12 protein-coding genes, 1 tRNA gene and 2 pseudogenes are annotated in these 14,064 nt (G+C 64.0%); 4 read left to right on the top strand and 11 right to left on the bottom strand.

Annotated elements, in window-relative coordinates:
* Positions 1 to 96 precede the first annotated feature (96 nt).
* A tRNA-Ala gene (locus NO878_RS03490) sits at positions 97 to 168 on the top strand.
* A gap of 245 nt (positions 169 to 413) precedes the next feature.
* On the opposite strand, the gene NO878_RS03485 is transcribed toward NO878_RS03490, so the two are convergent.
* From NO878_RS03485 to NO878_RS17225, 5 genes and pseudogenes are all read right to left on the bottom strand, one after another.
* Positions 414 to 539, bottom strand: coding sequence for a hypothetical protein (locus tag NO878_RS03485; protein WP_256404569.1), 126 nt, complete (start codon positions 537 to 539; stop codon positions 414 to 416).
* Positions 540 to 541: 2 nt separating this feature from the next.
* Entirely contained in the window at positions 542 to 1,123 is a 582-nt protein-coding gene (locus tag NO878_RS03480) for a hypothetical protein (protein WP_256404568.1), read from the bottom strand.
* Positions 1,124 to 1,134: 11 nt separating this feature from the next.
* Positions 1,135 to 1,650 (bottom strand): DUF1102 domain-containing protein, encoded by a 516-nt coding sequence (locus NO878_RS03475; RefSeq protein ID WP_256404567.1) that lies wholly within the window; start codon positions 1,648 to 1,650, stop codon positions 1,135 to 1,137.
* Between the two features lie 309 nt (positions 1,651 to 1,959).
* A pseudogene (locus tag NO878_RS17230) lies at positions 1,960 to 2,064 on the bottom strand (hypothetical protein); the annotation flags it as partial.
* Between the two features lie 2 nt (positions 2,065 to 2,066).
* A pseudogene (locus NO878_RS17225) lies at positions 2,067 to 2,216 on the bottom strand (hypothetical protein); the annotation flags it as partial.
* Between the two features lie 352 nt (positions 2,217 to 2,568).
* On the opposite strand from NO878_RS17225, the gene NO878_RS03470 reads away from it, so the two are divergent.
* On the top strand, positions 2,569 to 4,713 hold the full coding sequence (locus NO878_RS03470) for a PAS domain-containing protein (RefSeq protein WP_256404566.1): 2,145 nt from the start codon (positions 2,569 to 2,571) through the stop codon (positions 4,711 to 4,713).
* 187 nt (positions 4,714 to 4,900) lie between these two features.
* Here the strand turns inward: NO878_RS03470 and thiC are convergent, their stop codons facing one another.
* A complete protein-coding gene (thiC, locus tag NO878_RS03465) occupies positions 4,901 to 6,349 on the bottom strand; it encodes a phosphomethylpyrimidine synthase ThiC (RefSeq protein ID WP_256404565.1) in 1,449 nt (482 codons plus the stop codon).
* Positions 6,350 to 6,625: 276 nt separating this feature from the next.
* Between thiC and NO878_RS03460 the strand changes: the two genes are divergently transcribed.
* The gene (locus NO878_RS03460; protein ID WP_256404564.1) at positions 6,626 to 8,416 is read left to right on the top strand and encodes an L-aspartate oxidase; all 1,791 of its coding nucleotides are present in this window, start codon (positions 6,626 to 6,628) and stop codon (positions 8,414 to 8,416) included.
* A gap of 22 nt (positions 8,417 to 8,438) precedes the next feature.
* Here the strand turns inward: NO878_RS03460 and NO878_RS03455 are convergent, their stop codons facing one another.
* Positions 8,439 to 9,212, bottom strand: coding sequence for an SIMPL domain-containing protein (locus NO878_RS03455; RefSeq protein WP_256404563.1), 774 nt, complete (start codon positions 9,210 to 9,212; stop codon positions 8,439 to 8,441).
* 222 nt (positions 9,213 to 9,434) lie between these two features.
* Here NO878_RS03455 and NO878_RS03450 point away from each other — a divergent pair, with 222 nt between their 5' ends.
* Positions 9,435 to 9,752: a cupin domain-containing protein gene (locus tag NO878_RS03450; protein ID WP_256404562.1), complete on the top strand. Its 318-nt coding sequence runs from the start codon at positions 9,435 to 9,437 to the stop codon at positions 9,750 to 9,752.
* Here NO878_RS03450 and NO878_RS03445 read toward each other — a convergent pair.
* From NO878_RS03445 to NO878_RS03430, 4 genes are all read right to left on the bottom strand, one after another.
* On the bottom strand, positions 9,749 to 9,937 hold the full coding sequence (locus NO878_RS03445; protein ID WP_256404561.1) for a hypothetical protein: 189 nt from the start codon (positions 9,935 to 9,937) through the stop codon (positions 9,749 to 9,751). The two genes, NO878_RS03450 and NO878_RS03445, sit on opposite strands and share 4 nt — an antisense overlap.
* A 145-nt stretch (positions 9,938 to 10,082) precedes the next feature.
* Complete coding sequence (locus tag NO878_RS03440) at positions 10,083 to 10,586, bottom strand: hypothetical protein (protein ID WP_256404560.1); 504 nt, start codon at positions 10,584 to 10,586, stop codon at positions 10,083 to 10,085.
* A 227-nt stretch (positions 10,587 to 10,813) separates the two neighbouring features.
* Positions 10,814 to 11,305 carry an MOSC domain-containing protein gene (locus NO878_RS03435; protein ID WP_256404559.1) on the bottom strand — a complete coding sequence of 164 codons (492 nt, stop codon included), beginning with the start codon at positions 11,303 to 11,305 and terminating at the stop codon, positions 10,814 to 10,816.
* A 155-nt stretch (positions 11,306 to 11,460) separates the two neighbouring features.
* The gene (locus NO878_RS03430) at positions 11,461 to 14,040 is read right to left on the bottom strand and encodes a PAS domain S-box protein (protein WP_256404558.1); all 2,580 of its coding nucleotides are present in this window, start codon (positions 14,038 to 14,040) and stop codon (positions 11,461 to 11,463) included.
* Between the last annotated feature and the right edge of the window lie 24 nt (positions 14,041 to 14,064).

Genomic DNA, 14,064 nt, shown 5'->3' with positions numbered 1-14,064 from the left:
CGAATCCGAGGGTTCGGGGCCGTGGGACTGTGACACGACCGACGCCCCGATCCGAAGGCCTTATTATGTGGACCGCGGTACGGTTCGTTGCGACGCGGGCTCGTAGATCAGGGGTAGATCACTCCCTTGGCATGGGAGAGGCCCCGGGTTCAAATCCCGGCGAGTCCACTACTGTTCCTCGGTCATACTCAGGGATCACGACCGCGAAGTGCGAACTCTGAGACGACTGGATTCATCACCTCTGAGCGCGGAACTACTCCCTCGCAGAAGGGAGTTTGACAGGGGTCTCCGGTCGTCGTACGTCGCTGAGTTAGTTCACGACACCGTACAACAGGCACGAGACGCGTTTGGCTCAACGGCGTCACTTTCGTCGATATAGAAATTAGAGAATAGCGGAGAGAACCCGCTCGATTCTAGTTGTCGAACATTTCAGCGAGTCTCGCGTTTAGAGTCTCCCTATCTAGCTCGTCGTCACTGAAGTCGAAGTCAACCTCTGCCATCTCCTCGTAATCACTGACCGTCGGTGGCTCGTTTGGCATTGTTACACCGCCTCCGCGCTGATCGCTAGTTCGTCACTGATACCTGATGAGTCGATTGCACTCTCCGAAAGTGGGAGGCCGATGAGGCCAAAGCGGATGTCCTCACCAGGAGCTAGTTCCTTGATCGTGATTCCGTCCGTTGGATAGAAGACTCCGAAACCAAACAGATCTGGTGCGTTTTGTGGCACGAGCAGAACGGCCACCGCTCCAGAGTCGGTCTCGAGATACGCCAGTGGGGTCGCGGTTACCTCAACTGTCTGGGCGCCCTGATTCCGGATCTCGAACACATCGGCAATCTCGGTGATCGCGTTCGCGTTCAGTCCCTCCCCACCAGCGATTCCGCTCCCGACATTGTTGTTGCTCGCGGTGAGGTCGATTGCGAGGGCGTCATTCGAGGTGGTGTCGACGTAATTTCCGCTCGGTTCATCGGTCGGCTGAATGCCGAGGTGTGCGTCGGCGTCGTCGCTGACCGTGACGCTGATATTACGCTGCGCCTCGACACTGGAGAACGCTCCGGTACCCACGGTTGCCGCACCGCCACCGGCGAGGGCCCCGAGTCCCAGCACGAATCTTCGACGGTTCATTATTACTCCTCCTAGTTGGTTGCGGTCGCGGTGAAGGTCACCGAACCGAGGAGCTGGTCGCCGTCGCTCACACTTTCACCGACCGTGTCGATCTCGATACTGACAGTAACACTACTCCCCGTCCCGAGGGTGACTGGGCTACTCCCAATCGAGTCTCCGTCGTACGCGTTACCATCCTTGTAGAACTTCACCAGAGAGCTATTGTCTCCTGTCTTGGAGAGACTGACTTCGACCTCTTGCGTTCCCTGATTCTCGATGTGGAAGAGGTCGTCTATCTGGGTCACTGCGTCGGGATTGACACCGTCACCTCCACCACCAGTTGCGTTACTGGCATCTAGGTCGATGGACAGCGTTCCACCGTTCCCGTCGTCGGTCACGTACTCGGAGTTTGCGCCGCCGGTCCCCTCCAGTCGCAGGTACGCGCTTGCGTCGTCAGCAACCGCCACGTCGACGTTCCGGCTTGCAGTCACGTTAGTAAACGCACCAGTACCAGTCACAGCGACCGCCGCGGCCGCGAGTGATCCCACACCAGTGATGAACTTGCGTCGTTGCATAGTCGTTCGCTCCTATTTTCGCGCGCCCTGTCTCACAGCCCGGTGCTGTGATCGAACGCGCTTACGTCACCCGTTTTCCCCTACCTGTGTTGTTGTGAGGCGGTTGAAGATTGCCTATGACTGATTGCCGATCACCGTCACGCCGTTCAACGGGTGGATTATAGAGGGATAGCTCGGTCTGATCTCGCCGGTGATCGTCGCTCTCCCCGGTCAAATGGTCTTTGAAACCCGCGAATTTCGGGGTTGCGCGGTTCAATTGGATAACGAACAAGCCAACCCGTCTCACGGGGCCGCGACCCACGACCCGAACCGAGTGGTGTCGGTGCCCGGACTGAACTCACCATCTCGCCGCAGGGCATCCGTTGTCGAGGTGGTGCCGAGTTCATCCGCTAGGCGTCGTCACTCGTCGGCTGGTTCCGGGATGTGTTGGACTTCGGTCGCAGACGATCTATTCCGGCCGCTTCGGGGGCGTTGTTCCACGAACCGGCGTGTTTCCGATACGCGCTCCGACCGGTCTCCACGTGCTCGGCCATCTCCCGGCTCGAAGGGGATTGTACTTATCGGCGAGTCGTTCTATTTCGGCGAGTGCTGCTCGATCTGAACGCTTCTTTCGATCCGCGGGTTGCGAGAGAGGTCGGCAGTCTCAAACGCTCCGGTCCACGCTCCGAATCTATGCGTGTGGTCGACTTGGAGCAACCCGAACCGACGACCCGGCTGAGGAGCAGCCGCCGGGGTATCTACGCTTGAAGCGGCGTTCACGACGCATACAGGTATTCCGCGCTCCGTCTCGTCGCGGCGTCGCCACTGCAGACTATGAGGGGTCACGCCGTGGAACACGACGCACTTGGGGATGGTAAATCATTTACTCTTTTGCAGGCAACATAATACGTTGTGACCCAGACGGTGCGAGTGCTTCACGTCGACGACGACACTCAGCTTGGCAAGCTGACGGCGACGTTCCTCGAGCGCGAAGACGACCGTTTCGCCGTTCAGACGGCCACGAGTGTCGCCGAGGCCATCGACAGGATCAGAAGCCAGCCACCCGACTGTGTCGTTTCCGATTACGACATGCCGGGGGCAAACGGCATCGAGTTCCTGCGACGTGTCCGCGACGAGTGGCCCGAGTTACCGTTTATTCTGTTCACCGGTAAGGGGAGCGAGGAGGTCGCCAGCGAGGCGATTGCCCACGGCGCGACCGATTACCTACAGAAAGGGAAAGGGACGGATCAGTACGAGTTGCTCGCCAACCGCATCGGAAACGCCGTCTCACAGTACCGATCCGAAACCCGGCTCCGGGAGACGAGAGAGGAGTACGCCACCGTCTTCGAGAGCGCCTTGGTTGGACTGCTGTTGGTCGATGTCGAACGCGACGGATTCCGATATCAACGGTGTAACCCGCAGGCGCTCGAACTCATTGGCCGGGACCGGACAGGTATCGTCGGACACACGCCGTGTGAGGTGTTCGGCCCGGAGGACGGGCGGAAAATTCGGGGGGCATACCGGACGTGCGTCGAGCGTGGTGAACCGCTCGAATACACGGTCGACCTCGAACTGCCGGCCGGTCAGGTTGCCAGACCGGGCAAGGTTGCTCCCGTCGTGTTGGACGGTGAGATCGAACAGTTGGTGGTTTCGTTTTACGACATCACGGAAAAACGGTGGCAAAAAGAGCAACTGGAGCGGCAAAACGACCTCTTCAGGAAAGCGCAGGACATCGCCGACATCGGTGCGTGGGAGTACGACATTTTGGAGGACCGAATCACGTGGACGGATCAGGTCTACGAAATCTACGACCGTCCACCGGAGGCGCCCGCGGACACCGAAGCGGTCGTGGACCTGCACCATCCGGACGACCGGGAGACGCTTCGGGAGGCGTGTACGGACGCGGTCGAAACCGGCGAGCCGTACGACCTAGAGCTGCGGCTCCAGCCCGCAGACGGAGAGACACGGTGGGTGTCCGTCCACGGGCAGCCACAGACCGAGGACGGAGAGCTCGTCAGAGTTCGTGGGACGATTCAGGACGTGACCGAGAGCAAGCGTCGCGTCGAAGAGATACTGGAGCTGAGTCGTCAGTATCGGACACTCTCGGAGAATATTCCCAACGGGGCAGTGTTCCTGTTCGACGACGACCTTCGGTACGTCCGGGCTCGTGGGCCAGAACTCGACGCGGTCGGTCTCTCACCCGACGATGTCGAAGGGACGACTCCACACGACGTCTTCCCGGACGCGCTCGCCGAAGAACTCGCACACTATTTCACCGAGGCCCTGAACGGGCGCAGTCATACGTTCACACAGACGCTCGGGGACCGGACCTACCGGAATCGGACGGTGCCGGTCGAAACCGGTGGCGGAGCGATCACTCACGGAATCGCACTGACACAGAACGTCACGGAGCAAGTCGAGCGCAGGCAGGAACTCGAGACCCAAAACGAGCGGTTGGAGGAATTTACCGACGTCGTCACCCACGACCTACGAAACCCACTTCAGGCCGCCACGGGGCGGCTGGAGTTGGCACAGGCAGAGGACGACTCCACCCACCTGTCGGCCGCAGCCGATGCACTGGACCGGAGTCAGGCGCTTATCGACGACCTGTCGACGCTCGCACAGTGCGGCGATACGGTGGGCAGCACCGAACCACTCTCGGTGCCGGCACAAGCCGAGGAGTGTTGGCAGATGGTCCCGAGCGACGACGCCACGCTGGCTGTCGAGAGCGACCGGACGATACGTGCCGACCGCAGCCGCTTCCGCCAGGTGCTGGAGAATCTCTTCGCCAACGCCGTCGAACACGGTGGGGCGGAGGTGACGGTGTCAGTCGGCGACCTGCCCGACGGGTTCTACGTCGCGGACGACGGGGTCGGGATTCCCGAGAACGAACGCGAGGAGGTCTTCGAGGCTGGCTACTCGACTACGACCGATGGAACCGGCCTTGGGTTGCGGATCGTCAAGCGCATCGTCGACGGTCACGGCTGGAAGGTCGCGGTGACAGACAGCGACGGCGGCGGAACACGAGTCGAAATTACGGGCGTCGACACCGCCTGACGCGGGGGCGTCGTTCGGGTCCCCACGTGCCCCTCGGTGGGCGAACGCTCGCGCAGTCGCGGACGCGGGTTGGCAGCAACGGCGTTGGTTGCGCGGTGGGGCAGTCCCCTATTGGCTCCCCGCGATCCCTGCGGACGTGCCGCCGACGGTGATCACCCGGATCGGGATGCTCGGCCGCTGTCCGCGCTCAGTCGTCGGCGTGGCCCCCTTCCGGCGTGAACGTAACGCCGTCAATCTCGATTTCATCCGGGACGCTGCTCGTGTCGTGAGTTCCGACCGGCGGGAGGTTCGTCTCGGCCGCCGGTGAGGCATCGAGATCGGTCTCGTCGTCGATGGCCGACATCTTGCCGTCCGCGTCGCGGGCGTCCTGGTCGATCCGCATCGAGCAGAACTCCACACCACACATCGAGCAGAACCGCGCCTCCTTGTAGTTGTCTCCGGGAAGAGTCTGATCGTGGTACGCCTGGGCTCGCTCCGGATCTAGCGCGAGGTCGAACTGCCGACGCCAGTCGAACTCGTAGCGCGCCTCCGAGAGCGCGTCGTCCCAGTCACGGGCGCCCGGCAGGCCGGCCGCCACGTCCGCCGCGTGGGCGGCGATTCGGTAGGCCGCCAGCCCGTCGCGCACGTCTTCGCGGCCGGGAAGTCCCAAGTGCTCTTTCGGCGTAACGTAACAGAGCATCGCGGCCCCGGCACGGCCCGCCTCGGCCGCGCCGATGGCGCTCGTGATATGGTCGTACCCCGGTGCGACGTCGGTGACGAGCGGGCCGAGCACGTAGAACGGGGCGCCATCACAGACCGCCTGTTGGCGCTCGACGTTGTTCGCAACCTGATCCATCGGGACGTGGCCCGGTCCTTCGACCATCACCTGCACTCCGTGGTCCCACGCCGTCCGGGTGAGTTCGCCCAAGGTATCGAGTTCGGCGAACTGGGCCTCGTCACTCGCGTCGGCGAGACTCCCCGGCCGAAGCCCGTCGCCGAGCGAGAACGTGACGTCGTGTTCGGCGAAGATCCCACAGATGTCCTCGAAGTGGGTGTACAGCGGGTTCTGCGCTCCGTTCTCCTCGATCCACTGGGCTAGAATCGACCCGCCACGGGAGACGATACCCGTCTTCCGGCCGTCGGTCAGCGGCAGGTGCTCCATCAAAACGCCGGCGTGGACCGTCATGTAGTCGACCCCCTGTTGGGCCTGCTTTTCGATCACGTCGAGCAACAGGTCGTGGGTGAGGTCGGCAGGATCGTCGACGTGCTTGATCGCCTCGTAGATGGGAACCGTACCGACGGGCACCGGCGAGTGATCGACGTTCGTCTCGCGAATCTCGTCGAGGTTGGCCCCCGTCGAGAGATCCATCACCGTATCCGCCCCGTAGTGGACCGCCGCGTGGAGCTTTTCCAGTTCCCCCTGTAGATCACTCGTCTCCTCGCTGTTGCCGATGTTGGCGTTAACCTTCGTGGCGAACTCCCGCCCGATGATCATCGGATCGAGCGCGTCGTGGGCGTGATTGTTGGGGATGACCGCCTGGCCGCTGGCGACCTGTTCCCGGATGAACTCCGGGTCGCGATGCTCTCGCTCGGCCACCCGTTCCATCGCTGCCGTCACCTCGCCGTCGCGAGCGCGTTGAATCTGGGTCGGCGCCATCGATAACTAGGTTATATCACTAGATAATATTTGTTTCGGCTCCTCCCCCGGTGGCGGCCCCGGATAGCAGCGGTCGGTCGCTCGTCGAGAGACGAGTCGGGTCACGACGTGGACCGCACGCTGCCGTTCGGAGTGTGCCTTTGCCGACTCGACACCACACGGATTGGCTCGGTTCGGATCGGCCCGCCGCTCGGGACACCGGGGCGATGGTGTTCGTTTTCAGCTTCGCGCGCACGCGCGCGACGACGCTAAGTGCGTTCGACCCTACGTTTCGATATGAGTCAACGTGACGAGCGGGTGAGGTCGGACCCGCCGGACTACGCCGAAACCGACGTCTCTGTGCTCGTAATCGGCGCCGGTGCTGCCGGCGCCCGGACGGCAATCGAACTGGCCGAGCGCGGCGTCGACGACGTGCTCGTTCTCGGGAAGCGGAGCCACGGTGATGCCCACACCACGTGGGCACGTGGCGGTATCAATGGGGCCTTGGGGACGCGGGACCCGGAGGACGACTGGACGATCCACGCCGCGGACACCCTCGACGAGGGCCACTTCGTCAACGATCCCGAGAAAGTTCGGGCCGTCGCCGAACAGATGCCCGAGCGGCTTCGAGAGCTTGACGAGTGGGGGATGGACTACTCCCGGACGGATGACGGTGAGATCGACCAGCGGTACTTCGGCGCACAGTCGTTCCGTCGCACCGCGTTCGCCGGCGATCACACCGGTGAGTCACTCCTCGACACGCTGATCGACCGGGCGCAGTCGCTCGCAATCCCGTATCGCGAGGACGTGATGATAACCAAACTCGTCACCGACGGCGACCGTATTCACGGCGCTGTCGGGTTCGACATGGACAGCGGCGAGTTCGTCCTGTTCAATGCCGGAACGGTCGTGCTCGCGGCTGGCGGGTACGCGGCCATCTACGGCCGCCACACCTCGCGGGACGACGAGAACAACGGCGACGGCCCGGCGCTGGCCTACGACGCCGGTGCCGAGTTGATGGACATGGAGTTCGTACAGTTCCATCCGACCGGGATGGCGGTCGACGAGTCCGATGCCGAGTGGGAGCCGTGGAGCGGCCGACTCGTCACCGAGGCCGTTCGAGGCGAGGGGGGACGGCTCTACAACGCCGACGGCGAGCGGTTCATGGAGCGGTACTCGCCGGGGCAGATGGAGTTAGACGCCCGAGACGTCGTCGCGCGCGCCATCGCTCAGGAGGTCGCTGCGGGGCGTGGCACGGCGAACGGCGGCGTCTATCTCGACATCTCCCACCGCGAGTCGTCGTTCATTCAGGAACGACTCCCCCGGATGTACGAGCGGTTTCAGGACCTCGGGGTCGACTTGGCGACGGAGCCGGTCGAAGTCGCTCCGACGGCCCACTACGGCATGGGCGGCGTCGCCGTCGACGCTCACGGTGAGACGGATATCCGGGGGCTGTTCGCGATTGGGGAGACGATGGCCGGCGTCCACGGCGCGAACCGGCTGGGGGGCAACTCGCTCGCGGAAACCGTCGCGTACGGGTTCCTCACCGGCAAGCGGATCGCTGACCGCGTCGACGGACCCGGATCGGTGCCCGAGACCTGCATCGAGACGGTCGTCGAACCGCATCTGGCCGACCTCGACCGGATGGCCGACAGCGACGGGGCCTACGACGCCGAGACCGTCTTCGAGGAACTACAGGCCCTCACGTGGGAGCACGCGGGTCTCCTCCGCGACGAACAGTCGCTGGCCGACGGCCTCGACGCGCTCGATGACGTTCGACAGAAGGCCGGCGACATGCGAGTCGGACCGGTCACGAGTCGGTCGTTCGAACTCGCTATCGACATCGGATTCATGCTGACGGCCGCCGAAGCCGTGCTCCGGGGTGCCGACGAGCGCACCGAATCGCGCGGCGCCCACTATCGGACGGACTACCCCGAAACCGACGGCACGTGGCAGCGTAACATCCACTACCGACGGGCTGCAATCGGTGGAATGACGACGCACGCCGAGCCTGTCGACGCGCCGAGCGAGGCGGTACAGGCGGCTCTCGACGAAGGCCACGAACTCGACTATCACCAGCTCGAATGAGACGCCACGGTTCGCGGACGCCTCACCCTGCCGTCGCGTTGCCGTCGGGTGCCGCCTCGTAGACCACCTGAACCGACGCCCGCACCGTCACGGGACCGGACTCGATGTCGGTTGGAGGAGCGCCGGTCGCAACGGGCGTCTCGGTCGCATAGGCGCCCTCGTCGGCGGCACGAGGGGACCCTCCTCGGGTCGTCCGGATGACGTTCACGCCGGTGACAGAAAGGTTCGCGTCGCTGGCGAGCGCGCGGGCCTTCGTCCGGGCGTCGGCCATTGCAGCGCTCCGGGCGCGGCCTTCGAGTTCTCGCCGGCGGTCGGTCGAGAGCGTGAAACTCACGTCGTCGACCTCGGTAGCGCCGTTGGCGACGGCGGTGTCGACAATGTCGCCGACGCGGTCCGGATCGGTGACGGTGATCTCGAAGTCGTGCATGGCTCGATATCGAATCTGGGGGTCGGCGCCCTCTTCGCGGGGCCGACGGCGATCCTGCCGGATATCGTAGCGCTGGGTGGTGATGTGATCCTCTGCGACGCCGGCGTCGGTGAGGGCGGTACGCATCCGCGAAACGTTGCGGGTGAGGTCACGGCGGGCGGTCGCCGCGTCAGGGGCAGTCGCGACGACCGCCACGTCGACGACGGCCTGATTCGGTTCGGCGTCGGCGCTCCCGCTTCCGGCGACGCGGATAGTGCTGTCCGCTGTCGACGGTGTTGGCGTGTTGGCGGTCGTCGACGACCCGGCCGAACAGCCGGCGATCACGAGTAGGGCGGCGAGTCCCACGGCGACGAACGCGTGTCGTTGCATGGTAGGACGACCTCCGCCGGGAAGTGACAAAGGTGTCCGGGAGACACAAAGACCGGTTTGAGATACCGGTGCGCGCGGTGACTCCGCGGGGACGACCGACCAGCGACACACCGGTCACGCCCCACCCCGTCGGTCGTATCGGCCCACGTCGAGGGCGATGGGTCACGCGGACAGTCGTCGGTGACTGGGGGATTTTTGCCCGTTCCGACCCACCGTCCGGTTATGACACACGAACGCGTCGAGTACCACGATGTCGACCCGGTCGGTGGCGGCCTGCACTTCCTGCGCGACGCCCTCGACTGTGCGAACCTCGGAGTGTCGGTGCTGGACGTCGAGGCCGGCTGGAGCGGGAAGCCCCACGACCACGAAGACGACGGTCAAGAGGAAGTGTACGTCCTCGTCGAGGGGGCGGCGACGGTCACCGTCGAAGACGAAACGGTGTCGATGGCGGCTGGCGACGCCCTGCGCGTCGACCCGGCGTCGACCCGCCAGATCGACACCGAGGAAGCGTCCCTGTTCGTCATCGCAGGGGCGCCCTAGAGGCGGGCGTCTAGGTCGACCAGCGCCGTCTCGTCGTCCACCTCGGCGTCGACGAGATGCCGCCGACTGACCGACCGCGGGCGTTTTGCGCGCCGGCGGCCGAGCCAGCGCCAGCCGAGATTTCGCAGTTCCCGGCGCTGTTCGCGGTCCAGTCTGGGTCGGTGAGTGTCGCTCGTATCGCTCATGGCTCGGTCGTCCGGACCCTTCGACGTCGGTCGATCCAGACGGGATACCGAGCACTCCGGACCCGACCGACTTCAATCTGTGGGCCGAGGCTCCGCCTCCCGTCGCTCGCTATCACACGATCTCTGCGCCGACCGAAGGATACTCTCAGCGACACCTGTACGCGAGGACTCCCAGTGGAACGGTCACGAACGCGAATCCAATCGCCGGACCCAGGAAGACAATCTTCGACAGTTCGTGTGCAACGAAGACAGTCACTCCCAGTTCGTCACGGAACGGCAGCAGTGGCCAGTTCCGATACAGACCGAACAGCAGTCCTGCGAGAGGGAGAGCGAGCGACAGGGCCGCGAACTGCCGCCGAATGCGCTCGTCTGGAGTGTTCCACGCCGTTCCGCCCATCGACAGCGCCGAACTCACGCTGATCGAAACAAAGCCACCGACACCGACGACGAGGCCGCCGAGGGTATCGACGAGTGCGGGGAGTCCGGACTGCAACAACACGGCCCACACGGACGCAAGCGATAGCAGCACCGGCCAGAGGAGGATTCCGATCACGTAGCCGTATGGCGGGGTGAGAACCCACCACCGTCGCAGGAATGTCAGCCCGGAATCGGCAACGTCGCCCCCGTTTTCTCGTGTGCTCGCTCCCATACTGTCGGTGAGTGGGTTGTACGTACGTAACTGTTGGCCGGCAGGCGGTTGTCACACCAACGAACGGGGTGACCTTCGGAACACTCCGTGTCGGTGGAGATGGGACAGCGGACGCCCCACAATGGAGGCGGGGTTTCTCGCCGCCGACTCGATTCCGCTCTCCGCCCCGTCGTCGCCATCATCGGGCACAACGTCGAGTAAGTTCTCCGATGGCTCGATACGGAGCGTCATTCGAGCGGTTCGACGGTGTCACCCGGACGAATGGTCCCGCTTACGAGGATATCCGCTCGAAGCCCGCCACGGTGGGCGAGCGCGTCGAGGACGTCCGCGCCGACGAGGTCCTGTAGGTAGTGACACGGTTCGCAGAGACGGTCCCCTCGACAGATAGCGTCGCCGACGCGAAATCGCGTGTCGACGAGGTGATTGAGTGCGGCGTCCCGGGTGACGACGTTCCGACGGTGTTCGCCGGAGTCGAGTTCGATATCGGCGTCGCGGGCGATCGCGTCGATGGCTTCCGCTTCGATGAGCGTCAGGTCGTAGCCGTCGTCCCGGGCTTCGCTCTGCTCCCAAGAGACGAACGTCCCGGTTTCGTTTTCGCTAAAGTACCGGTCACCCCGAAGGCCACGCCCCGCGACGGCTTCGACTTCGCTGCGTGTCTCCATCGGGGCGCCAGCGTCGGGCGCAGTGAAGATTCGTTCGGCAGTCCCCGTCCCATCCATACCATCACGTCCCATGCCACTCGAAAATAGCTTTTCCGTACCGCGGACGTAGCCACCGACGAGGGAATACCGGTCCGCCACCGACGGAACGAACCCGCGGTCAGGTTCACGCCGAGAACCGCTGGTTCCCGGGGGTCGGTGTCACCCGTGCGGGTTCAGCCCCGGCCTCCGTTGGCTGGGGCACTCTCCTTCGAGCGATCCTGGGCGCTGTCGGCGGGCCACGCCGGGACGAAGACGTCGATTGTCGTCCCGTGGTCGTCGACGTCGGCCGTCACCATCCCGCCACAGTACGTCACGATCCAGGTCACCTTCCAGAGACCGAGCCCGCTGCTGTGGGTGAGTTGTGTTTCCTCACCTGTGGTCAGAATGTGTTGTTCTTGGGCGGACAGCCCGGGACCGTTGTCGCGCACCGAGAACTGAACCTCGCCCTCGTCGCTGAGCGTGACATCGATGTGTACTGCCGGATCCGGATTCGTGTTGTGCTTGACGGCGTTCGCGATCAGTTCGTCGAGGATCGTCAGTATCTCGTGGGTGACCTCGTAGCCGGCGAGACGCTCGTCGACATCGAGTGTCGTGGTCGCCTCGATGTCAGCGAGCGCTTGTCGGATCGACGTCGTGGCCGACCCCAACGGTAGCCGCCCGCCCGTCGCATCGAGGCGATCAAAGATCTGCTCGATCTCGTGTGCCTTCTCGGATCGAGCGATGATCGTCTCGGTCACGCCCTGGACTGCCTGGGCGACCTGGCGGGTCTGTGCTTCCCGCTCGTCGTCGTCGACAGAGGACTGGTAGAGGTCTTCGAGTCGCGTCATCTGGAGCGAGATGACGTTCAGTTTGTTCCGGAGGTTGTGTCTGAGCAGCCGGTTCAACACCGACAGACGCTGCTCGCGGACGAGATCCTCCGTCAGTTCTACCTGAATGGCAACGAACGCGACCGGCGCTCCGTGCTCGTCGGTGACCGGTGCAGCCGTCTGGCGGGCGAGATACCGATCCCCGCTTTTGGTCTTGTTGACGATCTGCTCGGAGAATACCTCGCCCGCGAGCACGGTGTTCCAGAGCCGTTCGTAGTACCCCTCGTCCATCTCACCGGACTTGAGAATACGCGGCGTCTGCCCGATGGCCTCCTCGGCGGAGTAGCCGGTGATCTCCTCGAACGCCGGGTTGACGTGGCGGATCACGCCGTCGGCGTCGGTGATGAAGATTGCGTATCCGGCGTGTTCGACTGCCTTTTGATACTCCTTTGCCTCTCGATGCGCCGTGATGGCGGCGACCGTGTTCGGAATTGCTTCGGAAATGTCCCGGAACAACTCGATCTCGGCTTCGCTGAAGCCGTCCAGCGCAGTCGTGTAGACGCCGAGAACGTACGCCCGGCCGGTCGGGAAGCGCAACGGGACTGCCAGACACGCGGTGATCCCTCGGTCGGCAGCAGCCGCTTCCCAGCCGTCATCGCGGTCCGGGTCGACGTCGACGACGTGGACTTCGTCGGCGCCGGCGTCGGCCGCTCTGCACACTGGATCGGGGTCGTCGATGTCGCTGCGCTGCCGGTGGACGTACCCGTCCGGGTGCCCGGCGACGTAGCCAGTCTCGTCGTCCGCCACCGCGTACAGCCAAGCCACCCGGTACGCGTCGATGGTCGACAACTTCTCCGGAACGAGCGTCGTGAACTCGTCTGGATCCCCGTTCTGGACGAGCACCTTGTTGAGTTCACGAAACAGCCGGGCGACCTCTTCGAGGTGGACAATCTGAGTCACGTCGGTGAGCGTGATCGCTTCCGAGGCGGTCTCGGCCTTGATGTCGACCCGGTGGCCCTCGAACTTGGCACGCTGGTCACCGAGCGACCGGGAGATGACGGTCTTTTCACCGCTACCTAGGTTCGCCAGTTCGGGGTCGGCGGTGGTGAGGGGTCGGCCCTGAATAGGCTCGTTTTCGAGGATGGAGGCCGCGCTGTCGTTGTAGTTGACGACCGTCCCGTGATCGTCCAGGATGAGCGCCCCCTCGGAGATGCTCTCGGCGATAGACGACTGATCGGGATTGCTGAGGCGGGTGAACTCGCCGCGCGCGTACCAGAACACACCGAGTGCGAAGAGAGCGACACCAATCGGTTCGTAGTTCAACAGGAGTACCGGCCCCTGGTCGTAGTAGGCGGCGATGTACGGAACAAGCGGGAGTGCCGTGACCGAGACGAGCAGATACAGCGCCGTCGGACGCGTCTCGGCGTCGGCAAACGAATCGAAGAGAAACCAAAATCCCATCCCGGACGCGGTGTACGAGAACCCAGTCACCAGCCAGTGGGGGGCGAAGTGCGTGACGCGGGCGTGGTGGAACGGGTCCGCGACGATTCGCATCTGCATGTACGCTCCGTGGATCGGGTTGGTCACCTTCATCAGTACAATCGCGGCGAAGACGCTGACAGCGAGGAGTCGCAGGGACCGTGATCGGTGGTACTGCCGGCCACTGTAGGCCGAAGCGAAGTAGAGCCACGCGAAGACGGTGGCGATGCCGGCGATCAGTCCGATGAGATATACGATACGTTTGCTCGACAGCGCCGGCAACAGGAGTCGGGCCGCCATCAGGAGCGCCCAGACCCCGTTCAACAGGAACAGTCCGGCGACTCCACGACGGATGTCGGGGTGAGAGAGCGTCCGAACGCCGAGTAGCGCACCGAGACAGATGAGACCAGCGAGGCTGAAGACCGCCACGTAGAGACCGTGCAACGTCCCGAGTATGATCTGTGCCATCTATTTCTTCGGTGTGTCTCTGTT

It is taken from the genome of Haloplanus ruber, from assembly GCF_024494725.1.
GTDB lineage: Archaea > Halobacteriota > Halobacteria > Halobacteriales > Haloferacaceae > Haloplanus > Haloplanus ruber.
The sequence above is the reverse complement of the archived record's forward strand: the minus strand, read 5'-3'. Positions and strand labels throughout refer to the sequence as shown.